The following is a 22,876-nucleotide window of genomic DNA, read 5'->3' as shown; positions in this document are numbered from 1 at the left end:
CGCCATGAGCGTAATGATCGACAGGCGGAACAAGAACTACGACCGCTTGGCCAGCGTCGCCGAGGCCGATGCCTTCCTGGAGGACACCGAACGGGTGGCGGCTGAGGTCGACAGCACCCTCGTGGCGGACCGCAGCAAAGTGAACCGCTTCACCGGGCATCTGACGGAGCTGCGGGTGGCCGGTGCGCCCGGCTTCACGGGCCTGAACGAGTCGGTGGCGATGCCCGACACCGGCTATATCGCCCGTGCCAAGCAGTACGTCACCTCGGTCGCCCCGGCGATCGGCTTCGCGGCCGGCGAGCCGGTGGAGTTCGAGGCCGACCCGAACGTGACGACGACGAGCGAGGGCATGCGCGTGGTCAGCCTCCAACAGGTGCTCAACGGCATCGAGGTGTGGGCCATGGCGCCCAAGGTGTGGCTGTTCGAGGACGGCACCGTCGACCGGGTCGTCGGCGACACCGTGAGCGCACCGGCGAGCCTGCCGACCAGGCCGACGGTCCCCGCCGAGGTGGCGCTGCGGGTGGCGGCCGCGAAGGCCGCCGAGCCGGTCACGCTCCGCGGGGTCTTCGGCGACGACGAACTCCCGCGCCTCGACGTGTCGGAGGGCTTCGCCCGCCTGTCGCACCAGGCGCGGAACGACCAGCCGATGACGTTCAGCAAGGGACCGTTCGAGGAGGCCGTCCCGGCCCGGCTGGTGTACCTCTACATGGGCGACGACGCCCGCCTCACCTGGATGTTCACCCTCTCCAGGGAGAAGCTGGCCGCTCAGTACCACGCGTTCGTCGAGGCCGACGAGCGGACCGCGAACCCGGACGAGCCCGAGATCCTCTACTTCTACGACACCGTCCGGCACGCGGTCGCCGGACGCGTCTTCCAGCGGAACCCGGCCGAGAGCACCTTCGACACCGTTCCCTTCCCGCTGCCGGTGAACGGCTACCCGACCGTCGTCCCCGAGGGGCTGCCCGCCGGCTTCCCGCTCCCCTGGGCGGAGCCCCACCAGGGCAAGGTGTCGACCCAGGGCAACAACGTCCGCGCGCTCAACGGAACGACCCGCCGCCCCGTCGAGGTCCCCGTCGACGCCGCGGGCAACGGCGTCTTCGACCCCGCGCAGGACAGCCCCGAGCAGTTCGTCACCAACATCTTCTACTTCTGCAACTTCGCCCACGACCTGTTCATGATGCTCGGCTTCACGGAGGACCAGGGGAACTTCCAGACCACCAACGTGACGGGCCTGGGCCAGGGGGCGGACCCCGTGAGGGCCCTCGCGCATCCAGGTGCGGTGTTCGGGACGGCCAACATGGCCACCCGGGCCGACGGCCTGGAAGCCGAGATGAACATGGGGCTGGTCACCAGCACCGGCCGTCATACGGCCGACGACTTCGATGTCGTCCTCCACGAGTTCTGCCACGGGGTGTCGAACCGTCTCGTCGGTGGCCTCTTCGACGCCAATGGCCTGGAGGAGGACCAGTCGGTCGCGATGGGCGAGGGCTGGGGCGACTACTTCGCCCTCAGCACCAGGAACTTCTCCAGCCCCCAGGAACGCGAGGTGCTCGGCAACTGGGTGGTCAACCGCTCGAAGGGCATCCGGCAACGGCCCTATGACGCCGAGTACCCCGGCACCTTCGGGGACATCGGCAAGGGGGCGGGCGAGGTCTCCGGCGCCGGCAACGACGACCTGAGCTACCAGGAAGTCCATGACGTCGGCGAGATCTGGTGCGCCGCGCTCATGGAACTGACCCGCCAGGTCACCACCGCACTCCACAACAAGGAGCGCGGCTACCAGGTGACCTGGCAGGCCGTCGTCGACGGCATGAAGCTCACCCCGAAGAACCCCTCGTTCCTCGGCGCCCGCGACGCCATCCTGCGCGCCTTCAAGGCGATGAAGGGCGGACGGCTGACCGCGTCCGAGTACACCGCGGTCCGGAAGGCCGCCTGGCAGGCCTTCGCCCGCTACGAGCTGGGCTTCGACGCCTTCAGCCCCAACGCCACCTTCACCGGGTGCCGGGGCGGCACGGCGCTGCCGCCGGCCGGGCACGAGGACTAGGAAGGGAAGCGGTTCAGCCCGCCACCACCTGAACGATCTCGCGCGGGCGGGCTTCGCGCTCGTCGTAGGCGACGTCCAGCTCCGCCGCCTCGACGGCGGCCATGGATGCGGCGGCGGCCTCCTCGGACTCCCACTGCACCATGGAGATCACCGCGTCCGCCGACAACCAGCAGGCGGCCGACAGGCATCCCGGTGTCCGCAGCATCACCTCGCGGACGCGGTGGACGCGTGCGATGAACTCCTCGCGGTGCGCGGCGTGCGGATAGTGACTGGCTATCATTCCGACCTTCATGATGCTCTCCTTGAGCGTTGTCGAGTGACGGGTCTTGCCGAGGGGCGCCGGCCGGGTCCCGAGCCGGGGATGTCGGCCCCGGCCCGATCCGGTTGTCCAGCGGGTACGTTGTCGGCCCGGTTCTGCCAGGCGTGTCCGATCATGCGCATCAGCGCCGGGTCCACCAGCAGATGCCGGAACGGCCTGATCACGGCCATGTAGGCCGCGCCGAACCGGCCGTTCGGCTTGACCAGTACGGCCATCTGCCCCCGGTGGCCACCGGCCCCGTCCGGGACCCAGCCGATGTGCATCACCGCGTGCACGGTCCGGTTGGCCACCTCCGCCGCCCACTCGTCGTCCGTCAGATAGACGGGGGTGAGCGGGAGTGCCCGGAAGCCCGGTCCCGGTGGGGCGTCGCGGAGGTCCGCCGGCAAGCGGTCGCGCAGGGTCCGCACCCGTACGCCGAGGCCGGAGCCGGGCCGGTCCCACCCGAGCAGCCGTCCGAGTTTCCAGCGGAGCGCGAAGAGTCCGCGGGTGGCACTGGAGAACCGCCCGTCGCCGGAGGTCATCTGCCGTACGAGCCGCGGCAGGTCGTCAGGGCCGCCGGGCGTCGGCAGCGCCCAGACGTCCTCCAGCCGGAAGTCGGAGGCGAGGGCGTGGATCAGCCAGGGACGGGCGGTGTGCGCGCTGTCGGGAAGTCTCATCGGTGGACCGCCTTCGATTGGGCGCCGCGCGGCCCGTGGGCCGACGGCTGCCTCCGCTTGTCCCACTCGGCCATCAGGCCGAACAGGGCGAACCTGTCGAGCACCGGCTGGTCGGGGTGGATCTCGCGGTAGCGCCGGTAGATGTTGACGACGACCCGTTCGGCGTCCAGCCAGCCGCCGTACTCGGCCAGATCGACCCCGAACGCCGCCTCCTGGAAGTCCAGGCCCTTGGCGTACGCGGCGTCGGCCTGCTCGATGACATGGCCGAAGTAGTCGCGGACGGCGCGGATTCCGGCGGCGTCCGTCACCGGGCCGTGGCCCGGCACCACCGTGGACGCGCCGAGGCCCAGCATCGTGTCGCAGGCGGCGGTCCAGTTGGCGAGCGGGCCGCTCCAGACGATCGGGGTGCACCCGACGAACAACAGGTCGCCCGCGAAGAGCACCCCGGCGTCCGGAAGGTGCACGACGGTGTCGGCCTCGGTATGGGCGGGCCCGAGATCGAGCAGCCGCACCTCGCGGCCCCCCACATCGAGGGTGAGCCGCCGGTCGAAGGTCCGGTCGGGCGTGCGCAGCCGGATACCGCCGAAGTCGAACGCCCCGAAGCGGTCGCGCAGATAGGGGGTGAGCGTCGGCCCGAGGTCCATGACCTGGAGAGCCGCGGTCAGTTCGGGCGCCATCTCGGCGCGCATCTCGTGCGCCGTCCCCTCCGCGGCGATGACACACGCCGAGCCGGGGAGCAGCTGTCCGCCGTGGGTGTGGTCGCCGTTGGCGTGGGTGAGCACCGCATGGCGCAGCGGGTGCCGGTCCGTGACCGGCCGCATGCCGGACAGCATCTCGGCGGTGAGCGGCAGATCGTAGAGCGTGTCGACGAGCAGGGAGGCGCCGTCGCCCGCGACGAGCCCCGCATTGCTCCGGCCGTACCCGCCGTCGGGCAGCAGCCACGCCCAGACGCCGTCACCGACCTGGTGCAGCCCCTTGGTGTACGGCACCGCGGAGGCGGCCGGGTTGACCCGCGGCCGGCGGGGCGACGCGGCCGGGTCGGGCCGGGCGGCGAGCGGCGGGGGAGGGGCACTGGCCCGTACGGTCTGCCGTACCTCACCCAGCCCCTCGGCGCGCAGCGACACCACATCGCCGTCCTTGAGCCAGCCGCGGAACGCCGCGAGGTCCCCGACGTCGAGGTGTTCGAGCAGACAGCAGCCGGGAACGGTGCCCGAACCGAACACCTCTCCCGGCCGGATCTCCACGCCCCGGGACGCGTAGGAGATGACCTCACCGAAGGACCAGTCCATGGAGTCGGTACGGCCCGCCCCGACCAACTCGCCGTTGACCTCGGCCCGCACCGCGACCGCGAGCCCGCCGTCCGGCCCCAAGGGCAGCTCGTCGGGCGTGACCAGCCACGGTCCGAGCGTGGAGGCGCCGTCCTTGCCCTTCGCCTGGCCGATCCTGAGCCGGCCCTCCAGACCCTGGAGATCGCGGGCGCTCCAGTCGCAGAAGAGGGTGTAGCCGGCGATGTGGTCCGCGGCCTGTCCGGGCGTCAGATCGCGGCCGGCTGTGCCGATCACCGCGGCGATCTCCAGCTCGAAGTCGAACCAGGCACTGCCGGGCGAGATGGCGACCTCGTCGTAGGGGCCGACCACGGTGGCGGGGTTGGCGAAGTAGAAGGCCGGGATCTGGTACCAGGCCGGCTCCAGCACTTCGGTGTCGCCGACGGCCTTGCGGCAGGCGCGCATGTGGTCGAGGAAGCACAGGCAGTCCCGGATGGACGGTGGCCTGGGGATCGGGGCTTTGAGCGTGACGTCGGCGAGCGCGACGACCTCGGCGGGTTCGGCGAGTGCGCGCTCGCCCGTCGGCCGCAGTGCGGGGCCGAGCAGGCCGAGCAGGGATGTGCCGTCCGGTAACGCATGGATCAGGTCGCCGTTGAGGACGCCCGCCCGGTCGCCGTCGGCCGAGGCATAGGTGACGAAGCGCAAACCAACCTCCCGCGAGTCTCTATGTTGGCCAGCATAGAATATTATTGCCAGCATAGAGGAGGTGGCGTGACCACGCGACGAGAGCGGACCAGCCGCGAGAGCAGCGAGCTGATCCTCCGGGCGGCGGCGGAGCTGTTCGCGGAGAAGGGCTATCGGCAGACCACGTTCGCCGATGTGGCCGAACGGTCCGGCATCAGCCGGGGATCGATCCCATGGCACTTCGGCAGCAAGGAAGGCCTCCTGCTGGCTGTCCTCGAAAGCTCGGTGGACCTGATCCGCACCGAACTCGGCGACGCACCAACGGAGTTGACGGTCCCGAAGGAGGTGGAGGCGGGATACGACCGCCTGATGCGGGGCGCCGAAGCCCTGTTCGCCCAGCCCACCACCAAGCTCTTCGTCACACTCCTGGTGGAGGCCCTGGAACCGGGCTCGCCGATCCACGGCCGCTACGTCGAGATCCACCACACCCTGCGCGACCACTGCCGGCAATGGCTGGAGCGACTGCCGCTCCCGCCCGGCCTGTCCGCCGAGACGCTGGCCGTCACCCTCATCGGCGCCGGAATCGGCATCCACCAGCAGTGGCTCCTGGCACCCGACCGGGTCGACCCCGAACAGGCGTTGGCCGCCCTGCGCACACTGGTGGTGGGAGCGCTGCGCACGGCCGGGGGGTGAGCGCGGACCACAAACTCAGCGGAGGGTGTCCTTCCCCCCGCGAGCCATCGCGGCAGGCCGCCCGGGCCGCGCTCATGCCGGACACCGGTCAACTCGCCAACAACCACCGCCTGACTGATGTTCACGAAAAATCCACGTGGATGTACAACCATTCACATCCCTCCGAGGTCTGGTCACTGGAGTCAGCGGACTCCAGACCGATTCGGGTCCCGTCGACCGTGTCCCACGCCGCGGGGCCCCTTCCCTTTCGAGGAATACATGCGAACTCGCGCCACTGTTGCCGCACTGTCCGGCGCCCTGGCTCTCTCCGCTCTCAGCGTCCCGGCCGCCCAGGCCGCGGACGCCCCGGGTGCTCGCGCCGCCAAGGCGCAGCTCTCGCCGTTCGTCGCGAAGTCCCCCGGCAAGGCCGTGGCGGACGCCGCGAAGGGCGACACCAAGATCACGAACGTCACCGTCAACGGCGGCAAGGACATAGTCGTCGGCACCAGCCTGAAGAAGACGTACACCGTCTCCGTGACCGCCACCGACCCGGCCGGCATCTACGACGGCTATGCCTTCCTGTGGCACGGCACCGACCTGGAGAACGGTGTCGACGGCGCCATGACGCCGAGCGTCGACCACGGCACCTGCAAGACGGTCAACGCCACCACCTCCACCTGCTCGGTCACCCTTGTCGCCGACCCGAAGACCACCGTCTACGGCAACATCCTCGCCGGCCGGTGGCATGTCTTCGCGTCCGCCGTGGGCAAGGACGGCGACTACTCCCGCAAGGACAGCTACAAGTCCTCCTGGGTCAAGCGGGCCGCGCAGCTGACCACCAACGCCGCACCGGAGCCCGTGGTCAAGGGCAAGACCGTCACGGTCACCGGTGCCCTGAAGCGCGCCAACTGGGACACCGACAAGTACGCGGGCTACACCCAGCAGTCCGTGCAGCTGCAGTTCCGCAAGAAGGGCGCCGCCGCCTACAGCACCGTCAAGACCGTCAGGTCGGACAGCCGCGGCAACCTCAAGGCGACCGTGAAGGCGTCCGCGGACGGCTCCTGGCGCTACGCCTTCGCCGGTACGTCGACGACCTCGTCGGTGAACTCGACGAGCGACTTCCTCGATGTGAAGTAGGAAGTGAAGTAAGAAGCAGGACATGCCATGACGTGAAGTCTGGGGCCCGAGGGGGAACTTCGGCCTCTGACGCGTCCAGCGCCGACCGCCCGGAACGGACGAGCAAACGGTCCGTTCCGGGCGGTCGGCGTGGTCGGTGCGTCGTTCCTCGGCCGTCCCTGCCGGGTGCGGCGGTGTGGCAGGCGGGGGCTGCGTGCGGCCCGTCTATGGATGCAGCACGACCTTCGTGTAGCCCTCGATGCGCTTGTCGAACTTGTCGTACGCCGACGGGGCCTGGTCCAGGGGCAGTTCATGAGAGACGACGAAGCTCGGCTTCGCCCGGCCCTCGATGATCATGTCGCGCAGCTGCCGGTTGTAGCGCTTCACGTTGCACTGCCCTGTCCCCATCCGGAGGCCCTTCTCGAAGAGCTTGCCGATCGAGACGAGGAGCATGCCCCGCTGGGACTGCTCATCCGGTCCGCCCGGGTCCGCCGGTACGTACAGGCCCGGAACCCCGAGGGCACCCGTGGCCCGCACCGTGTCGACGAGGGAGTTCAGCACGGTCGCCGGTTCCTCGCGTGCCGCGCCGTGTGCCATCGCCTGGTAGCCGACGGCGTCCACGCCCTTGTCCGTGCCGGCGCCCTCCGTCCGGTCCTTGATCTGCTGCACCGGGTCACCCTCGGCGAAGTTGACCGCCACCGCACCGATCTCCTCGGCCTTCGCCAGCCGCTCGGGCACCCGGTCCACTACGAACACCTTGCTCGCCCCGCGCAGCAGCGCCGAGTAGGCGGCCATCAGGCCGACCGGCCCGCCGCCGTACACCGCGACGCTCTCCCCGGGGCGTACCTGGGCGAGTTCGCAGCCGTGGTAGCCGGTGGGGAAGATGTCGGCGAGCAGGATGAAATCGCTCTCGTGCTCGTTTCCCGGTGGCAGCTTCAGGCAGTTGAAGTCGGCGTAGGGTACCCGAAGGTATTCGGCCTGGCCGCCCGCCCAGGGCCCCATGGCGACGTATCCGTAAGCGCCGCCCGCAAATCCCGGATTGACGGTCTGACAGAACCCGGTGAATCCTTCGACGCAATTCTTGCAGAATCCGCAGGCGACATTGAAGGGCATGACCACCCGGTCGCCCTCCTTGAGGGAGGTGACGCCCTGGCCGAGTTCCTCGATGATTCCCATGTTCTCGTGCCCGAAGACGATGCCTGGCTCGGCCGCCGTACGTCCCTCGTACATATGCAGGTCAGAGCCGCAGATCGCGGTGGAGGTGACTTTGACGATCGCCTCGTTGGGGTGCTGGATGCGCGGCTTGTCGACATTCTCGACCGCCACCGAGAACGGTCCTTTGTAGACAACGGCTTTCATCTGCTGCCACCTCCCGCTCAGCGAAGAATGCGCATGGCTTCCCGCCCCTTTGACGTGACCTATCACTCATGATTCTCCGGTCTACTGGGCGGGGCAAGCCGCTAATGTGAGGGGAATATCCACTTCGGTATCGCAATGTCGCGTCGAGCGTCGCAGTGTTGCATTGAGTAATGCGGCGTTGCATGGGGCGATGCAGCGTTGTATTGGACGATGCAGCGTTGTATTGGACGATGCAGCGTTGTATTGGGCGATGAAAGAGGGAGGCGGCACGTGGTAGCGCAGCGACTCGGGACCTTGCTCGTCCCGGTACCCGGCCTGTCCGGCACCACCTACCCGCCGGGCACCACGGTCACCGTCCGTGGTCGCGGCGCGACCGTCGATGCCTTTGTGAACGGAGACTGGCTCCCCCTGTCGTGGTGGGAGTTCTCCGACGGCCTGCGCGAGGACATCGCCGACCGCTGACCCGGGCTCCGCGACCTCGCCGTACAGGCCGCTGACCTGGTGTGGCCGGGACGACAGCAGCCCTCACAGCCGGGTGATGATCAACGCGATGTCGTCGCGGGCGCCGCCGGTGAGGCCGAGGTGGGCGAGCAGGGCGTCGGCCAGCCGCTCCGGGCTCAGGGCCCGGAAACTGCTGAGGGCCTCCGTCAGCCGGGCGAGTCCGGCGTCGATGTCCTCGTCACGGCGTTCGATCAGCCCGTCCGTGTACAGCACGAGGGTGTCCCCGGGCGTGTACGCCACCCCGGCCTGCGGGCGGGGAACGTGCTGCGGCCGGGCGCCCAGCGGCGGGTCGGTGGCCTGGTCCAGCAGCTCATGGCTGCCGTCCGCGTGCACCAGGACCGGGGGCGGATGGCCCGCGTTGCTGTAGATGATCAGGCGGCTGCGGGGGTCGACCAGCGCCTTGACGGCGGTGGTGTTCAACGCTCCCTCGACCGACCGGGCGTACAGCCCCAGCACCTCCAGCGCCTGGGCGGGCCGCTCCAGCGCACGGATCGCCGCACTCAGGGCACTGCGGAGCATGCCCATGGCCGCGGCGGCCTCCAGGCCGTGGCCGACGACATCACCGACCGCCACCGCGAAGCGGCCGTCGGGCAGGTCGACCATGTCGTACCAGTCGCCGCACACGTTCAGCGAGCCGGCGGCGGGCAGATAGCGCACCGCCACATCCCGGTGCCGGGCCAGATCGGGTGACTGCAGCATGGCCTCCTGAAGGGTCACCGCCACCTGCCGCTCACGGGTGTGGGCCAGGCGCAGCTCCTCGTTCAGCCGCTGGAGCTCGCGCGCCCTGGCGTACAGCTCGGCCTCCAGGGCTTCGCGCTCGGTGAGCTGCCCGGTCGGCTGCTCATCGCGTCCGGCACGGGCCTGGACGAACGCGGTCACGTCCTCGACCCGGTGGATGATCCACGCCACGGACCCGTCCGGCCCCACGATCGGCGTATTGACCGGGGACCACCAGCGCTCCTCGAACGCCCCGGGCCTGCCCATGACGGGGATGTCGTACTTCTGCAGAGCCATCGTGTCGGGCTCGTGCGAGGCCAGGACCCGGTGCAGCGAGGCGTTCAGATTCCGTACCCCGTCGGCCTCGGGATCGGCGGGGTTGTCCGGGAAGGCATCGAAGATATGCCGTCCGATCAGGTCGTTCCTGGTCCGCCTGGTCGCCTCCAGGTAGGCCTGATTGACCTCCACGATCACCAGGTCCGGCCCCAGCACCAGGTAAGGGCTCGGGGTGGCGGCGAACAGCGCCGCGTAGTCGATCCCTGACATCGCCGTCGCCTCCCTGCCCTTCTCAGCGCGCCGTCGACCCCGCCTCCTCACGCTACGGTCCGCCCGCCGCACCCGCCCGCCCACGCCGTCGGCTCCACCCCGCCTCCACCATTCGGCGGCACCGACGCCTCCTGACCGGCTCCCTCCTGTCGCGCACGGCGCCCTTTGCGAGTGGAGTGAGAGAGACACAAGCGCAGCCCGTGGAGGCGTCCGGCCGTGGGGACACGGCACTCAGCACACGCCCGACGCCCCACTCGATCAAGGAGTGGCACCATGCCGGCAGGTTCGGACCGGAAGCGTGAGCGGCAGTACGAGCACATCAAGCAGAACGCGCTGGACCACGGAGTCTCGGAGCGGCGCGCCAAGGAGATCGCCGCCCGCACGGTGAACAAGGAGCGCGCCCGCGCCGGCGAGGCGCAGTCCGCCGGCAACGCCTCCCTCCGCGACCCCCGATCCGCCCCCCAGCGCGGCGGCGCACACTCCCACAGCGGCCCCCAGGGCCCGACCAAGGACCAGCTCTATGAGGAGGCCCGGAGGAAGAACATCGACGGCCGCTCCCACATGACCAAGGACGAGCTGCGCAGGGCGCTCGGGCGATGAGGCCCGCCCCGTACGTGCGCACCGACTGACGCAGGTGCCCAGGGACGCACTCTCCGGTACCGGATGACTCAGAGATCAGGTCGCGGCCAGCAGGAAGTCCTCGCCGCTTGACGGGCGGAGGCCGTCGGTGCGGCCGGCGAAGTAGCGCCCGGCGAGCGAGGCCCCCGAGACGTGCCGGGCGTCCTTGAAACCGGCTTCGCGGGCCAGCGTCAGCATGTCCTGCGGGGTGTAGAAGCTGATGAACGGTGTCGCGGAGGCTCGCGCGCCTTCCGTGCTTGCCCGGAGGCCGGGCCGGTCGGCCGCGTCGACGAGTTCGGCCGGCAGCAGGAAGGTCATGGCGAGGGTGGAGCCGGGGGCGAGCGCCGCGACCTGGCGCAGGGTGGCCACGGTGGCCTCTTCGGTGAGGTACATGGTGACGCCCGTGGAGACGACGACGGCCGGGCGGCCGGGATCGAAGCCGGCGGCCGCCAGCTGATCCGGCCAGGACGCACCGACCTCGAAGTCGACCGGCACGAGGTGCAGCCATTCCGGGATGCCGTAACCGAGTTCGACCAGACGGCGGCGCTTCCAGGCCTGGGGGCCGGGCCGGTCGACCTCGAAGATCTGCAGGCGGGCGGCGATCTCCGGCTTGCGCTGGGCGAAGGTGTCCAGGCCGGCCCCCAGGATGACGTACTGGGTGACGCCGCGGTCGGCCTGCTCGGTGATCAGGTCCTCGATGAAGCGCGCACGCGCCACCATGGCGGCCCGGAACGCGCTGGTGGCGTGCGGGTCCATGTCCGGGCGATCGCGCCAGTCCGCGCCGGGAGCCGCGATCCGCAGGCCGATCTCGTCCTCGACCACATGCGGCGGTGGGTCGGTCCGGACATGCATCGCCCGCCAGAGGGCGGTCCGTACCGCGGTGCTGTCCGGTGCCTCGCTCTGCTCATCTGCCATGGTGTTCCCCCTCGTTGTGGTCGTTCCTCGGCGTTGCGGTCAGTCCTTGGCGGGAGCCTGGAGGCTCCACAGGCGCCCGTCGGGGTCCCGGACGGTCATCTCCTTGGTCCCGTAGTGGGTGTCCTCGAAGGCCGTGACCACCTCGACGGCAGGATCGGGACGGAACGCCTCCGCATCCGGCACCTTCAGTACGACGCGCGTCTGGGGTTCCTGGTCCTCGGGGACCTCGGCGATGAACACGGACGGGCCGTCGCCGTTGCGAAGCCGGCCGGAGTTGTGGTCCGTCGCGAAGTCCAGCTCGTAGCCCAGTGACTGGAAGAACTTCGCCGCCTTCCCCCAGTTGTGGGTCGTCAGGAACAGGGCCTCGATTCCCTCGGTCGCCATGTCAGCTCTCCTCTTCGGCCGGTCGCTGCTTGCTGGGTTCATGGGCATCGTCGAGGTAGGCCCGCAGTGCCTCGGCGACCAGCGCCGACAGCGACATGCCCGACTCGATGGCGCGGTACTTGACCTGCTTGATCAGTCCGATCGGCAGGTACACGTTGAACTGTTTGACTTCTTCATCACCCACGGACGGATGCTAGCACGCTAGTAAGCTAGCAATGCGAGTGTCGCGCTCCCGCTCGTGCTCCCGCTTGCGCGGGCCGAAAATGCATATCGCTCTCGCCGGGCGTGACCTACAGTGCCGTCCGAGCCGACCCGTTGAGGGTGCGGTGACTCCGGTGGTTCCGGCGGGAGACATCCCTGCCCGCCGGGGTGCTGGATTCCGTCCGGCAGGTGCTGTGGACCGAGGAGGGTGCGGGTGGCGGTGAAGTTCCGAACCCAGCCGCCCGCCCGGAAGGTCCGGGAGCCCGGGCGGCGGTTCCAGAAGGAACGAGATGTCCCGTACGGACAAGACGAAACCCCTGTGGGTGCGCCACGCGGAGCACCGCCCCCGGCCGGTCCACGATCACCGCTACGGTGCCTGCGATCTGCCGCCGCGCCCGACGCAGGAGAAGACGGACACCCGCTGCCGGTGGGAAGACCCCGGCGTGCTGCTGTTCGGCGGCACCTGCTGTGCGGGGTGCCATGCGCGCGCCTGCGTCAGGGAACGTCAGCAGATGGTCAAGGAAGAGAACCGCAAGGAGCGCTACGCGGGCCGGCGGGCGGCACGCCGCTTCGCCACCGGCGAGGACAGCGACTGAGTCCGGTCTTCATGTGGTCCGTGATCTGAACTGACGCTGAGTCATGTCCCCCGTCCTGGGCGGGGGACATGAGCGTGCCCGCGGGGTGGGGTGGTCAGGAACCCAGGAGCGGCAGGATTCGGCCCGGGGGCGTAGCGCGGCGAGGACGGCTGCTCGGCGGCGCGCACCTGGTCGAAGGCCAGCTGATCGTGGTGTGACGCGGTGTTGCGCAGCACCTCGTCGAAGAGCTCCTCGGTCGGGGCGCCGGATGCGGTACGGACCTCCACCAGGCCGCCGAACACCCGCTCCTTCGCCTTCGTACGGCAGCCATGCCGCGCCCCCGCCGGCGGCACGCGCACGTCAGCGTGTCGTGAGCACCATCCGGAAGCGGGCGGCGCCCGCCAGCATCCGCCGGTAGGCCTCGTCGGCCTGGTCCAGCGGCACGATCTCGACCATCGGCCGAATCCCGTGCAGGGCACTGAACACCAAGGTGTCCCGCACATCCTGCGCGGTCCCGGACGGGTGACCGCGGACGACCCTGCCGCTCAGGATCAGCTGGGTGGGGTTGAAACCCAGCGGTTCGGCGTCGACACCGACCACCACCAGCTCACCGCGCGGGGCGAGCCCGTCCACGGTCGCCGTGATGGCCTCGGAGTTGGCGGCGGTGGCGAGGATCGCCCTGGCGCCGCCCAGGGCACGCAGCGCCTCCGCGACGGGCGTGCCCGCCGTGCTGTCGATGTAGTGGTGCGCACCGAGCTGCCGGGCGAAGTCGGCCTTGTCGGCTCCGCGCGCGATGGCCACGGTCTCGAAGCCCATCGCGGCCGCGTACTGCACCCCCAGGTGACCGAGTCCGCCGACGCCGAGCACGGCGACCAGGTCCCCCGGCCGTGCGGAGCTGCGCCGCAGCCCGTTGTACGTGGTCACCCCCGCGCAGGCCATGGGGCCCGCATCCGTCGCCGCCAGCCCGTTGGGAATCCGGGCCAGCGCGTCAGCCGGCGCGATCATGCTTTCGGCGAAGCCCCCATCGTACGACCAGCCGGGGACCTTCAGGCTCTCGCAGACGATGAAGTCGCCCCGCCGGCAGGGCGTGCAGTGGTGGCAACTCCCCCCGAACCAGCCCACCACGACCCGGTCACCCACCTGCCAGCCGCTGTACGTCCCCTCGCCGACCGCCTCGATACGTCCCGCGATCTCGTGCCCGGCGACCACCGGAAACCGCACGCCCGGAAACAGCGCGCCGATGAAGGCGGCATCGCTGTGGCAGACCCCGCAGGCCTCCACGGCCACCCGGACATGGCCGGGCCCCGGCTGCACCACCTCACGCTCGACGATCTCCAGGGGCCCGTCGGCGGTGGTGACCTGCGCGGCTCGATACGTGCTCATGGGGGTTCTCTCCGGGTAGACGGCTCCCGGCCAGCAGACCAGCTCGGCCACGATCACGCGCGGCGAGGGCGGACCGGCCGGTGTGGTGCGGCGGAGACGGCTGCGCCGTTCGGGTGGGGTGGCGGCCGTGGAGCTGTCTGACGTGCGGCGGCCGACCGCTCAGCCCGGGCCGGCTCAGCGCCGGCGCAGTGCCCACTTCTGCACGGACTCCAACGGACCCGCGGAGAACCGGCGCAGCCAGAGCGTGGAGCCCACCATGAGGACAGCGCACACTCCGGCCCACAGCCCCATCACCCACCAGGGGCGGCCCGTGTCCCCCCAGCGGGCGGTCAGGCCGAGTCCGATGCCGTAGCAGAGCAGCATGCACATCAGGTTCTGCAGCACGTACGCGGAGAGAGCCGTCCGGCCGACAGAGGTGAGGCCGGTGGTCAACGGGCCCGGGCGGCGTATCCGGCTCACCACCGCGCCGATCAGACCGATGTACCCGACGGCCACCAGCGGAGCGGCACAGTACCGCTCCAGCAGGATGAGGTCCCCTCCGCCCACGGCGCTCACAGCGGAGAGCGGTGCCCCCAGGCCCAGGCCCCAGCCGAGCATCCGCACCCGGATGCGCCGGCCCGTCGCGTCCATCGCGAACGCGCCCGCCCGGAACAGCCGCACCCCGAGCAGAAACAGGAAGACCATGAGCGCGAAGGCCAGCACCGGCTCCAGGCGCAGCACGATGGCGGTCTCCAGCCGGAACGCGATCTGGTCGAGGTAGCTTCCCTCCGCGTACAGGTCGACGACCCGCTGGGACACGCCGCCTCCGCTGCCGCCGCCGGTGTTCTCTCCGGTCCGGATCAGCAGCGCGGTGAGCGCGCACATCATGGTCAGGTGCAGCCCGGCCGCCCACCACATGACGCGCCGTTGTGTGCGTATCGATCGGGCCAGCAGCCAGGCCACGAGGAGTGCGGTGACCGCGTAGCCCATCAGGACGTCCCAGGCGAAGACGAGGACGAAGTGCACGGTGCCCTCGGCGAACAGGAACAACGCCCGCCACCGGTAGCGGCCCGGCCAGGGCTCTCCGCGCCGGGCGGCGGAGTCGAACTGGATGGCCAGGCCGACCCCGAACAGGATCGTGAGCATGGAGAACGACTTGCCGTTCGCCACGAGCTGGAACAGGCTCTCGGCCGCCGCCGGTACGGACCCGTATCCGGCGTGCCCGGAGCCGTTCTGCAGGAACCCCCATTCGGCGCCGGGACTGGTGAAGACCCAGACGTTGGTCATGAGCGTGCCGAGGATCGCGGTGCCGCGCAGTACGTCGAGCAGGGGGAGCCGGCCACCCCCGGTATCGGATGAATGGGCTGGTGAGCGCAGTGCCAGAGTCATGCCTTCATCATTGATGCGCTCCGGCCGGCATTCCTCGTAAGCGCAGACGAACTGTCGTACATCGAAAGATGCACCCGCCGGGAAGAGGGCTTCCCTCTGTGGTCGGACGGAGGGACGCCTTGGTGCTTCGTTCACCCCGACATCATTTCCCTGCCCGAACTCCGGTTCCCGGCGGCAAACTTGGCAGGGTGCAGAAGGCGGGCAGCTTACGGGCGCGGCTCTGAGGCGAGCGGATACCGGTGCACGGGCGGCAGTTCCGGTAGCAGGCCGGGCCAGACGACGTCGAGGACGTGGGCGCTGGGGGTGAACAGGTCGGCGGTCAGGGTTGGGAGGTCGGCGAGGGCGTGCCACTCCCAGCGGTGGATGAGGTGCGGCTCGCGCACTTCCGGGGTGCCTCGGAAGTCGACGACGCGGACGGCGGCGGTCACCCGCGGCATGCCGTGCACGGAGTCCATCAGGAGCGCCAGCAGCCGGGCAGCGGATGCCTCGGCCCGCAGGCCGGTCTCCTCGGCGAGTTCGCGCACGGCGGCTTCGGCGAAGGACTCGTCAGCGTCGTTCTTGCCGCCGGGCAGCTCCCATGTCCCCTTCAGCGACCGGCCCAGCAGCACATGGCCCGCCGCGTCGGTCACCACGAGGCCCGCACCGGTCAGCGCATGCGGGGACGGGCGTCCCTTGCCGCGATAGGCCACCGGTCCCGAGGCGGGATCGCGCAGCACGAGGCACGCCAGCCCGTCGGTGTCGTGGCGTTCGACCGTGTGCCAGTCGGCGGACAGCAGGGTGATCTCGTGTTCGTCGAGTGCGGTCCGGCGGCGGTCGGCAGGCACCGCGGCCGCGAGCGGGGTGATCACCACGATCGCGCCGCCGGGACGCAGTCGTTCGCGCAGCCGGTGCATGACCCGGGTGCGGTCTCCGATGAACGCGTAGCTCAGCCGGAGGGCGATCAGGTCGTACGAGGTGTGCAGGTCGTCGAGCGAGTCGCGTTCGATGTCGCACCGCAGGTAGCGCACGGTGCCGGAGACCGGCGGTGTCCGCTCGGCGATGTCCAGGGCCGTGACCGCGAGGTCGACGGCGTCGACGGTGTAGCCGGCAGCCGCGAGATGGCGGGCGAGTTCGCCCAGTCCGCAGCCCACGTCCAGGGCGCGGCCGCCGGGCGGTGCGGGGACGTGTGCACGGAGCAGGGTGTGTTCGGCGTCGCCGAGCGGGCGGAAGGAACGGCCCGCTCCGTAGTGGGCGTCCCATGCGTCCTGCGTGACGTGTCCCATCGCGCACTGCCTTTCCGCGTAGTGGGGGAGTGGAGCCGACCGGACGTGCCGGCCGCGTGCCAAGGATCGTGCCAGGGATTGTGTCCTCTCGTTCCGTGGCGGCGCCGCACCGTCCGGCCAAGTGAGGTGCGGGTGGCGGTGTTTGGCGCCGCTGGGGGAGGGATCGGTGCAGGTGGGGGCGGGGCGGGGGCCGGTGTCAGTGCCCGCCCCTACAGTGTCCGCATGATGGCTGAGACACCGCCGGAGAACTCCCCGCAGCGCCTGCTGCAGACCTGGCTCGACGACCTGCCGTATCAGCTGCTGCTCCTGGAGAAGGCGCTCCTGCCCGAGGGGTTCCCCGTCGACTACCGCCCCGAGTCGCTGGACGCGCTGGAGGCCCGGCTGCTGGAGCACGACGACTCCGTGCAAGAGGACGGGGACCGGGCGGAGTTCGTGGCGAGCGCGACGGCGTACCTCGGCGAAGTCCTGCTCGGCGTGGCGGGCGGTGCCTGGGGCTGGCACACCCGGCCGGTCGGTGATCTCCCCGGACAGCCCGTGGTCTGCCCGGACCCGGACCTGCATCTCTCGCCCGTGGCACCGATGTTGCTGATCTCGTACGCCCTCCGGGTGCGCACGGGGACCGCGTTCGCCGGGGAGCTGGAGCGGCTGCGGCAGGCCGTGACGGCGCGGCAGCGGGCGATACCGGGGTGGGCGCCGGTCAAGGAGCACACCCCGCATGTGGACCCCGGCGAGCCACTGCCGGAGCATCCGGTGCTGACGGCTTGGCTGGCCGAGCGGAGCGAGGCACTCGCGGACTGGGCCAAGGAGGCGTTCGACGGGGCGTGGCGATCGAATTTCCATCCCCGCACGCTGGGCTGGCTGGAAGCCGTCATACGACAGCGGTTCGCCACGGTTGCGGAGTTCGACGCCGCGCGGGACGAGCCGTTCGTCCAGGGCGCGTGCTGGTACCTGGGCGAGGTGATCCGGCGCAACAAGGGGGCGGTGTGGCAGTACGTCCCCTACGATCCCGACGCCGAGCCGTGGGCGCTGGGTTCGCGGGAGAACGTGTGGACCGAGGTGCCGTTCGTGGACCAGCCGGACAAGCGGGTCGGAGGCGCGGCGATTCCGCTGGGGTGCCTGCGCGAGCTGCTCCCCGAGGCGCAGGCGGGGCCGGGGACGGAGGCGGACGTCGGGCCGCAGGAACGGCGGGCCGCGTTGCGGGACGAGCTGCTCCCGTTCAGGGCGTCCTCGTACGCACACGTGGGAGCGCTCCTGACGCGGATGGGCATGGTGACCCGGGAGAAGGCCGGCAGCGTTCTCACGAGGTACGCCGAGTTCGCCCACGAGGAGCTGCCGCCCCACGAAGTGCCCGATGCGCTCGAAGCGTTCGGCGTGGCGGTCTCGGCCCACGCGGATGATGTCGACGACCTGGAGGAAAGCTACACGCACCTCCTGGAGGAGGCCGCGGCACTCACCGACGGCGCGGTCACGTTCACCGGTGTCAGGCTTTACGGCGGCGAGTACGGCGACCACCTGGAGTTCGCCCGCAACGGCGTCCTGGTGACCGAGGAGACCGAGCACCAGTCGCACGACTACCTCGATCATCTGGCCGTCATGCACCTCATGGGCCATGCCGATCCCGACCCCGGCGAGAATCCGCGCCGCTTCTACTTCGTCGATTTCGTGCGCCTCAGGAACGGCGGCTACGAGAGCTACTACGTCTTCGCCACACCAGAACAGGCCTCCGTACTGGAGAAGGAACTCGGCCTGGATCTCCACTGAGCGGGACCCTGTGAGCCCGCCGTCGGCGTAGGACGGCCGCCTCCGGGCTGGCACCATGAACGCCCATGAAGGATCACACCGCACCGACAACCGCACCGACAACAGCACCGTCAGCAGCACCGACAGACGAAGCTCTGCGCCTCGTCACCAGTCGCTACCCGCACGCCCTGGGCGCGATCCTCGGTGGCTCGGCCGCCCGCGGCCGCGCGACGCCGACCAGCGATCTCGATGTGGCCGTGCTGCTTCCGGATGAGGACACCAGCCGACGCGAGGTGATCCGCCACGACGGCCGCCTGGCCGAGATGTTCCTGCACACCCTCGCGGACCTCACGAAATTCTTCGCATGGGACAGAGCCCGCCGCCGGGGCACCGTCCTCTTCGTCTACGACCAGGGCGTACCGCTGCTGGACCCGCACGGCCATGTGGCCCGAGCCCGCGCACAGGCCCGAGCGGTCCTCGCGTCCGCACCGCCCCCGCTCACCCCGGCCGAGTGGGAACGCGGCCGCTACCTCCTCACCTGCTTCATGGACGATCTGACCGACACCCCGCCCGCCGACCGTCACGAACAACTCGCCCTCGCCGACTCCACCCTCCGCGAGGCCGCGCATCTGCTGACCGCTCACCACAACGCCTGGACGGGCATCGGCAAATGGCTGCCGCGCCGACTGCTCAGCGCCGATCCGGAACGAGGCAGGGCCCTGCTGGACGGCCATCAGACCGTGGCCGAACACGGTGACCCCGCCCCACTGGCCGCCGCGGCCGAGAGCCTGCTCGACCTGCTCGGCGGTCCACTGCGCGAGGGATACACCCAGCACTGGGACGTGTGACCGGCTCGAAGGCGACAGCCCCGCGCGGGCCCCACCTGCGCTTGCGTGCTGCCGCACTTTCGAACCTTTTCGAATCCCGTGTCACCACTGTGCAACAAGTGCTTGAATCGACCCTGACGCCGGGCAGAGCCCGGGGGATGAGGGGCCTTCCGTGACCGGGAAGACTCCTCGCCCAAGTCGGCAACACCGTTGATTCAAGGGGGAGAAGAGAGATGAAGCGCAACTTCGTGCGGACGGTGGCCGCGGGAGCACTGAGCACGGTGACACTGGTCGGGATCGGCGCGGCCACCGCGGACGCCACCACCTCAGCCACTCCGACGGCGACGACCACGACGGCAGACGACTCCGCCTCCACCGAGGTGGGCCTCGCTGCAGCCAAGTTCTACTTCTTCAAGGACGACGACCGGCACGGCGGATACGCCTATGTCACGGGCTCCGACCGCGACCTGCGGAACAACCGCTGGCTCAGCGGACCGCACAAGGGCCGCACGATCGACAACGGCACCAGCTCGGTCAACAACACCACGTCCCATTTCGTGGTGCTCAGTGACCACCCCGGCAGCTGCGTCGGGCCGCACTACTACTCCAACGCACACAGCTCCGACAACGACCTGTCGAACAACGGCTTCGACAACAAGGCCAGTTGTGTGACGTTCCGGTAGCAGGAGCAGTGCGGTGGGGCGCCCGGCAGCGGTCCGCCCACCGCCCCACCGCCTCACCGCTCCACCGCCCCACCGCGCCGCCGTGCGCAGGAGAGGCCACCATGCCCTTCCGTCATATCGCCGCCGTCCTGGCACTGCTGGCGCTGGTCACCGGCTGTTCGTCCGGGGTGATGCCGTCCCCGCCGCGCCACAGCGCGCGGCCACTCGCCGTACCGCCCCCTTCGGAGGACGTACGCCGCCTGGTCCTGCCCTTCGACGCCTACGCGCTCTCCGGCCCCGATGTCCACACCATCGAAGCGGCCGAAGACGTCCTGATCCGCGACTGCATGCGTGACCGGGGAAGAGGATGGACCGCGCTTCCGCGGCCGAGCGCCGTCGACCCCGACCCGCCGCAGCGACGCCGCTACGGGGTCATCGAACCGGATGTCGCCCGCCGGTTCGGCTACCACCTGCCGCCGCCCGCGCCGGAAACGGCTCGACGGGAGGAGATCTGGCGGGCCCGGGAGAAGATGCCACGTGCCGCGCAGCTCGCCGCCTATGGAAAGGACGGCGTGAGCGGGTGCTGGAAGAAGGCCCACGGCCAGCTGCTGCGAGGTGTTCCGAAGGTCAGTACGGCGCTGTTCAACCGGCGCATCCGTGAGGAGTTCACGGCCTCCCGGAAGGACCGTGCGGTCAGCGCCGCCGTCCGTTCCTGGAGTGCCTGCATGAAGCGGAACGGATACCGCGCCGCGGACCCGCTCGCCGCTGCCGGCGACGACCGCTGGGCGAAATCCCCCCGGCCGTCCCGCCATGAGATCGCCACGGCACAGGCCGACGTACGGTGCAAACAGCAGACCCGCCTCGTGACGGTCTGGGACAAGGCGGAGGCCCGGCTGCAACACGGTGTGGTGCGCCGCCACGCCGCGGAGTTCCGGAAGCTCGCCGCCCAGAAATCCGACTGGCTCAAAGCCGCCCGCCGGGTCATCCGCGACGCCGCCACCTGAGCGGAGTCGCCGCCCCGGAACGGCCCGGTCCGCCACACCCTGCCGTCGGCGCGGCATGCGGCGCGCATCTCTTCCCCTGCCCGCCGACGATCGAACGCGATGCGGGGCCGGTTCACCCGTCCGGCCCTTCCGCGATGGCCCGGCAGAGTGCCCCGGTGTTCCATGAGCAACGGATGGAACCGCACCCACGGCGCTGGCGGCGGCTTGTTCCCTGCCGTCCAGCCCGCCCCCACCAGTATCAGGGAGAGGCCCATGTACGAGATGCGCGCCGGCCCCTCGACGACCGGCAGCTCAGGACAGGTGTGGCACGTCATGGCCAAGCACGACGCTCGTTCCACCCTGTGCGGCCGCAAGCTGGCCACCCATGGCCCCCGGCCGTCGGACCAGGAGGACGACCCCACGGCACGCTATTGCTCGCCGTGCATGACTGCTTTCCGCGACCTTCTGGACGTCAACGCCGCCCCGGCTCCTGAACACAAGCCGGCCTGACCGTCCCGGCCGAGCCCGGGGAGACACGGTGCTGTCTCCCCGGGCTCGGCTTGCGCACGGCGGGCACCTGTGCCGGGCCCGGGGAGACTAAGACCCCGATCCGCGTGCGGTTGGAGTCGTCTACCCTGCAGCGGACGGTGCGCCGGCCGGAGAGGTCGGCCTGCTGGGGTGGTAACCGTCGGCATCCGGATAGACGTCCCGGTAAATGGCACGGGAGACGGTCTCTATCGTCTCGATGCCGTAGTCCCACCCCTCCTCCGCAGGGCGTCCTTCGGGAACCCGGTTGTTCTCCGTGAGGACCACCAGCCCGGAGCCATAGCCGTTCTCCGTGAGAACCGCCATGCTGTTCACCTTCCAGTCACCCCTGTCGAAGGAGTCGACGTCAGGGTTCTGGCTGCGCTGCAACCAGCCGTTCTTGACATGGACCACGGAGTCGAGCGGAGCGCCCGCCGTGGCCCCCCACCGCTGGACGCTCTGCACCTGATTCATGAGGTCAAGCGCGTAAGAACGAGCCTTTCCGCCGAGGACCGAGTCGTCGTTACCCGTGAAGAGGCGCAGGAGTTTGGCCTGGTCGGCCGCGGTGACCTGGGTGAGGCCCCAGACGCCCTCCTTGTCGAGGACGGTGTGGTCCATCCCGGCCTTGTCGAGGAATTCCTGGACCTTGACCGGGTCCGGCTTCGCGGGATCGCGCAGATCGGACAACTGCTTCCACAGTGTGGTGGCGGAGGAGTTGTCCGAGTCAATGATCATCTTGCGTGCGAGGGTGTCCTCTGCATCGGTAAGGGTGCCGTTCCCCTGGTAGAGCAGGGCCCCGAGAATGATGGTCTTGGCCACGCTGGCGGAGTCGTACTTCTTGGCGGCGTCGGAGGTGCAACTGGTGCCGGTGGGCCGGTCGAAGAAGGAGAGCGAGGCCATGCTCTTCCGGCCTTCCAGCGCCGTGGCGATATCGTCCTCCAGCTTCGTGGCCAGCCTCTGGTCAGACGAGGTGCACTGAACCGTTGACGTGGTCTTCTCGGCGGCACGCTGCGGCGCCGCGACGGATGGTGTGGCGGCTGCGAGGGGCCCCGCAACCGCTCCCACTCCGATGGCCGCCGCGGTGACGGCCGAAGCCCATGTCATATGTGTTCACAGTCCTTTCGGGGGCTGAGCAATTGGTTTGTGGGGAGCGGGAGTTGTGACTGTTATGTGGGTGGTGAAGGGGAGGGGGTGTGCGGGGCGGCATCAAAGAGCTGAGTACACGTCGATAGGAAGCCGGTGGCGCTTGAGGTCCTCTACGAGGCGTTCCCTGCTCCTTGCGGGCGAGCCGTCTGTCACCAACGGCAGGGGCCACACCGTTCGGCCCGGTCAGCCGCGTCCGGTGAACTTCTGTCCGACGCCGAGTTGGCGCAGTTCGGCGAGGACTTCGGGGTCCTGGGCGTCGAGCCAGTCGCACAGCTGCCGGAAGGAGACCAGCCGGACGTCCTTGTGCTTGTCGTCGGCGATGTGCTTGATCGCCTCCTCGACGGCGTCCATGTAGATGCCGCCGTTCCACTGCTCGAAGTGGTTGCCGACGAAGAACGGCGCCCGGTT

General features: G+C 70.0%; 24 protein-coding genes and 1 pseudogene. 11 read left to right on the top strand and 14 right to left on the bottom strand.

Going from position 1 to position 22,876, the window contains the following annotated elements; all coding sequences use genetic code 11:
- The first annotated feature begins 4 nt into the window (after positions 1-4).
- Complete coding sequence (locus ACGFN2_RS34505; protein ID WP_362613198.1) at positions 5-2,044, top strand: M36 family metallopeptidase; 2,040 nt, start codon at positions 5-7, stop codon at positions 2,042-2,044.
- Positions 2,045-2,057: 13 nt separating this feature from the next.
- Here ACGFN2_RS34505 and ACGFN2_RS34500 read toward each other — a convergent pair whose 3' ends face one another.
- Genes ACGFN2_RS34500 through ACGFN2_RS34490 form a run of 3 tightly spaced genes read right to left on the bottom strand, consistent with a single transcriptional unit; the run spans position 2,058 to position 4,989 of the window.
- Complete coding sequence (locus tag ACGFN2_RS34500) at positions 2,058-2,336, bottom strand: antibiotic biosynthesis monooxygenase (RefSeq protein ID WP_393366809.1); 279 nt, start codon at positions 2,334-2,336, stop codon at positions 2,058-2,060.
- The gene (locus ACGFN2_RS34495) at positions 2,333-3,019 is read right to left on the bottom strand and encodes a DUF2867 domain-containing protein (protein ID WP_393366807.1); all 687 of its coding nucleotides are present in this window, start codon (positions 3,017-3,019) and stop codon (positions 2,333-2,335) included. The genes ACGFN2_RS34500 and ACGFN2_RS34495 overlap by 4 nt, the downstream gene beginning before the upstream one ends.
- The gene (locus tag ACGFN2_RS34490) at positions 3,016-4,989 is read right to left on the bottom strand and encodes a fumarylacetoacetate hydrolase family protein (RefSeq protein WP_393366805.1); all 1,974 of its coding nucleotides are present in this window, start codon (positions 4,987-4,989) and stop codon (positions 3,016-3,018) included. The genes ACGFN2_RS34495 and ACGFN2_RS34490 overlap by 4 nt, the downstream gene beginning before the upstream one ends.
- Before the next feature lie 66 nt (positions 4,990-5,055).
- Between ACGFN2_RS34490 and ACGFN2_RS34485 the strand changes: the two genes are divergently transcribed.
- Positions 5,056-5,661, top strand: coding sequence for a TetR/AcrR family transcriptional regulator (locus ACGFN2_RS34485; protein WP_362613208.1), 606 nt, complete (start codon positions 5,056-5,058; stop codon positions 5,659-5,661).
- A 258-nt stretch (positions 5,662-5,919) separates the two neighbouring features.
- Positions 5,920-6,777, top strand: coding sequence for a calcium-binding protein (locus tag ACGFN2_RS34480; protein ID WP_362613210.1), 858 nt, complete (start codon positions 5,920-5,922; stop codon positions 6,775-6,777).
- A 204-nt stretch (positions 6,778-6,981) separates the two neighbouring features.
- On the opposite strand, the gene ACGFN2_RS34475 is transcribed toward ACGFN2_RS34480, so the two are convergent.
- Positions 6,982-8,115 carry a glutathione-independent formaldehyde dehydrogenase gene (locus tag ACGFN2_RS34475; protein WP_393366802.1) on the bottom strand — a complete coding sequence of 378 codons (1,134 nt, stop codon included), beginning with the start codon at positions 8,113-8,115 and terminating at the stop codon, positions 6,982-6,984.
- A 270-nt stretch (positions 8,116-8,385) separates the two neighbouring features.
- Here ACGFN2_RS34475 and ACGFN2_RS34470 point away from each other — a divergent pair, with 270 nt between their 5' ends.
- On the top strand, positions 8,386-8,577 hold the full coding sequence (locus ACGFN2_RS34470; RefSeq protein ID WP_393366800.1) for a hypothetical protein: 192 nt from the start codon (positions 8,386-8,388) through the stop codon (positions 8,575-8,577).
- Positions 8,578-8,640: 63 nt separating this feature from the next.
- On the opposite strand, the gene ACGFN2_RS34465 is transcribed toward ACGFN2_RS34470, so the two are convergent.
- Positions 8,641-9,879 (bottom strand): SpoIIE family protein phosphatase, encoded by a 1,239-nt coding sequence (locus ACGFN2_RS34465; protein WP_362614255.1) that lies wholly within the window; start codon positions 9,877-9,879, stop codon positions 8,641-8,643.
- 273 nt (positions 9,880-10,152) lie between these two features.
- On the opposite strand from ACGFN2_RS34465, the gene ACGFN2_RS34460 reads away from it, so the two are divergent.
- Entirely contained in the window at positions 10,153-10,479 is a 327-nt protein-coding gene (locus tag ACGFN2_RS34460) for a plasmid stabilization protein (protein ID WP_362614258.1), read from the top strand.
- Positions 10,480-10,554: 75 nt separating this feature from the next.
- Here the strand turns inward: ACGFN2_RS34460 and ACGFN2_RS34455 are convergent, their stop codons facing one another.
- Genes ACGFN2_RS34455 through ACGFN2_RS34445 form a run of 3 tightly spaced genes read right to left on the bottom strand, consistent with a single transcriptional unit; the run spans position 10,555 to position 11,980 of the window.
- Positions 10,555-11,412: a class I SAM-dependent methyltransferase gene (locus ACGFN2_RS34455; protein ID WP_393366797.1), complete on the bottom strand. Its 858-nt coding sequence runs from the start codon at positions 11,410-11,412 to the stop codon at positions 10,555-10,557.
- Positions 11,413-11,451: 39 nt separating this feature from the next.
- Positions 11,452-11,796, bottom strand: a complete 345-nt coding sequence (locus ACGFN2_RS34450) for a VOC family protein (RefSeq protein WP_393366795.1) — start codon at positions 11,794-11,796, stop codon at positions 11,452-11,454.
- A gap of 1 nt (position 11,797) precedes the next feature.
- Positions 11,798-11,980, bottom strand: coding sequence for a CopG family transcriptional regulator (locus ACGFN2_RS34445; RefSeq protein WP_362614265.1), 183 nt, complete (start codon positions 11,978-11,980; stop codon positions 11,798-11,800).
- 307 nt (positions 11,981-12,287) lie between these two features.
- On the opposite strand from ACGFN2_RS34445, the gene ACGFN2_RS34440 reads away from it, so the two are divergent.
- Entirely contained in the window at positions 12,288-12,593 is a 306-nt protein-coding gene (locus tag ACGFN2_RS34440; protein WP_362614267.1) for a hypothetical protein, read from the top strand.
- Positions 12,594-12,634: 41 nt separating this feature from the next.
- Here ACGFN2_RS34440 and ACGFN2_RS34435 read toward each other — a convergent pair whose 3' ends face one another.
- The 4 genes from ACGFN2_RS34435 to ACGFN2_RS34420 all read right to left on the bottom strand — a co-directional run bounded on the left by ACGFN2_RS34435 (position 12,635) and on the right by ACGFN2_RS34420 (position 16,585).
- Complete coding sequence (locus tag ACGFN2_RS34435) at positions 12,635-12,931, bottom strand: hypothetical protein (RefSeq protein ID WP_393366793.1); 297 nt, start codon at positions 12,929-12,931, stop codon at positions 12,635-12,637.
- Between the two features lies 1 nt (position 12,932).
- Positions 12,933-13,955 (bottom strand): alcohol dehydrogenase, encoded by a 1,023-nt coding sequence (locus tag ACGFN2_RS34430; RefSeq protein WP_362614271.1) that lies wholly within the window; start codon positions 13,953-13,955, stop codon positions 12,933-12,935.
- Positions 13,956-14,129: 174 nt separating this feature from the next.
- Positions 14,130-15,323: a DUF418 domain-containing protein gene (locus ACGFN2_RS34425; RefSeq protein WP_393366790.1), complete on the bottom strand. Its 1,194-nt coding sequence runs from the start codon at positions 15,321-15,323 to the stop codon at positions 14,130-14,132.
- Between the two features lie 206 nt (positions 15,324-15,529).
- Positions 15,530-16,585, bottom strand: a complete 1,056-nt coding sequence (locus ACGFN2_RS34420) for an NUDIX domain-containing protein (protein ID WP_393366788.1) — start codon at positions 16,583-16,585, stop codon at positions 15,530-15,532.
- Between the two features lie 222 nt (positions 16,586-16,807).
- Here ACGFN2_RS34420 and ACGFN2_RS34415 point away from each other — a divergent pair, with 222 nt between their 5' ends.
- The 5 genes from ACGFN2_RS34415 (at position 16,808) to ACGFN2_RS34395 (ending at position 21,307) form a co-directional block, all read left to right on the top strand.
- Positions 16,808-18,346 (top strand): hypothetical protein, encoded by a 1,539-nt coding sequence (locus tag ACGFN2_RS34415; RefSeq protein WP_393366786.1) that lies wholly within the window; start codon positions 16,808-16,810, stop codon positions 18,344-18,346.
- 65 nt (positions 18,347-18,411) lie between these two features.
- On the top strand, positions 18,412-19,173 hold the full coding sequence (locus ACGFN2_RS34410) for a nucleotidyltransferase domain-containing protein (RefSeq protein ID WP_393366784.1): 762 nt from the start codon (positions 18,412-18,414) through the stop codon (positions 19,171-19,173).
- 212 nt (positions 19,174-19,385) lie between these two features.
- The gene (locus tag ACGFN2_RS34405) at positions 19,386-19,835 is read left to right on the top strand and encodes a hypothetical protein (protein WP_362614283.1); all 450 of its coding nucleotides are present in this window, start codon (positions 19,386-19,388) and stop codon (positions 19,833-19,835) included.
- 101 nt (positions 19,836-19,936) lie between these two features.
- Entirely contained in the window at positions 19,937-20,818 is an 882-nt protein-coding gene (locus ACGFN2_RS34400; protein ID WP_393366781.1) for a hypothetical protein, read from the top strand.
- Between the two features lie 252 nt (positions 20,819-21,070).
- Entirely contained in the window at positions 21,071-21,307 is a 237-nt protein-coding gene (locus ACGFN2_RS34395) for a hypothetical protein (RefSeq protein WP_393366779.1), read from the top strand.
- A gap of 120 nt (positions 21,308-21,427) precedes the next feature.
- Here the strand turns inward: ACGFN2_RS34395 and ACGFN2_RS34390 are convergent, their stop codons facing one another.
- The gene (locus ACGFN2_RS34390; RefSeq protein WP_393366777.1) at positions 21,428-22,426 is read right to left on the bottom strand and encodes a serine hydrolase; all 999 of its coding nucleotides are present in this window, start codon (positions 22,424-22,426) and stop codon (positions 21,428-21,430) included.
- A 225-nt stretch (positions 22,427-22,651) separates the two neighbouring features.
- Positions 22,652-22,876: pseudogene (locus ACGFN2_RS34385) on the bottom strand (hypothetical protein); the annotation flags it as partial.

The sequence above is a fragment of the Streptomyces sp. NPDC048612 genome (genome assembly GCF_043199295.1).
Classification (GTDB): Bacteria; Actinomycetota; Actinomycetes; order Streptomycetales; family Streptomycetaceae; genus Streptomyces.
The sequence above is the reverse complement of the archived record's forward strand: the minus strand, read 5'-3'. Positions and strand labels throughout refer to the sequence as shown.

Bases quoted from the DNA above. Each gene is read 5' to 3' on its own strand.
- ACGFN2_RS34505 (WP_362613198.1), top strand. From the start codon at position 5: ATGAGCGTAATGATCGACAGGCGGAACAAGAACTACGACCGCTTGGCC.
- ACGFN2_RS34500 (WP_393366809.1), bottom strand. From the start codon at position 2,336: ATGAAGGTCGGAATGATAGCCAGTCACTATCCGCACGCCGCGCACCGC.
- ACGFN2_RS34495 (WP_393366807.1), bottom strand. From the start codon at position 3,019: ATGAGACTTCCCGACAGCGCGCACACCGCCCGTCCCTGGCTGATCCAC.
- ACGFN2_RS34480 (WP_362613210.1), top strand. From the start codon at position 5,920: ATGCGAACTCGCGCCACTGTTGCCGCACTGTCCGGCGCCCTGGCTCTC.
- ACGFN2_RS34475 (WP_393366802.1), bottom strand. From the start codon at position 8,115: ATGAAAGCCGTTGTCTACAAAGGACCGTTCTCGGTGGCGGTCGAGAAT.
- ACGFN2_RS34465 (WP_362614255.1), bottom strand. From the start codon at position 9,879: ATGTCAGGGATCGACTACGCGGCGCTGTTCGCCGCCACCCCGAGCCCT.
- ACGFN2_RS34460 (WP_362614258.1), top strand. From the start codon at position 10,153: ATGCCGGCAGGTTCGGACCGGAAGCGTGAGCGGCAGTACGAGCACATC.
- ACGFN2_RS34455 (WP_393366797.1), bottom strand. From the start codon at position 11,412: ATGGCAGATGAGCAGAGCGAGGCACCGGACAGCACCGCGGTACGGACC.
- ACGFN2_RS34450 (WP_393366795.1), bottom strand. From the start codon at position 11,796: ATGGCGACCGAGGGAATCGAGGCCCTGTTCCTGACGACCCACAACTGG.
- ACGFN2_RS34440 (WP_362614267.1), top strand. From the start codon at position 12,288: ATGTCCCGTACGGACAAGACGAAACCCCTGTGGGTGCGCCACGCGGAG.
- ACGFN2_RS34430 (WP_362614271.1), bottom strand. From the start codon at position 13,955: ATGAGCACGTATCGAGCCGCGCAGGTCACCACCGCCGACGGGCCCCTG.
- ACGFN2_RS34425 (WP_393366790.1), bottom strand. From the start codon at position 15,323: ATGACTCTGGCACTGCGCTCACCAGCCCATTCATCCGATACCGGGGGT.
- ACGFN2_RS34420 (WP_393366788.1), bottom strand. From the start codon at position 16,585: ATGGGACACGTCACGCAGGACGCATGGGACGCCCACTACGGAGCGGGC.
- ACGFN2_RS34415 (WP_393366786.1), top strand. From the start codon at position 16,808: ATGATGGCTGAGACACCGCCGGAGAACTCCCCGCAGCGCCTGCTGCAG.
- ACGFN2_RS34410 (WP_393366784.1), top strand. From the start codon at position 18,412: ATGAAGGATCACACCGCACCGACAACCGCACCGACAACAGCACCGTCA.
- ACGFN2_RS34405 (WP_362614283.1), top strand. From the start codon at position 19,386: ATGAAGCGCAACTTCGTGCGGACGGTGGCCGCGGGAGCACTGAGCACG.
- ACGFN2_RS34400 (WP_393366781.1), top strand. From the start codon at position 19,937: ATGCCCTTCCGTCATATCGCCGCCGTCCTGGCACTGCTGGCGCTGGTC.
- ACGFN2_RS34395 (WP_393366779.1), top strand. From the start codon at position 21,071: ATGTACGAGATGCGCGCCGGCCCCTCGACGACCGGCAGCTCAGGACAG.
- ACGFN2_RS34390 (WP_393366777.1), bottom strand. From the start codon at position 22,426: ATGACATGGGCTTCGGCCGTCACCGCGGCGGCCATCGGAGTGGGAGCG.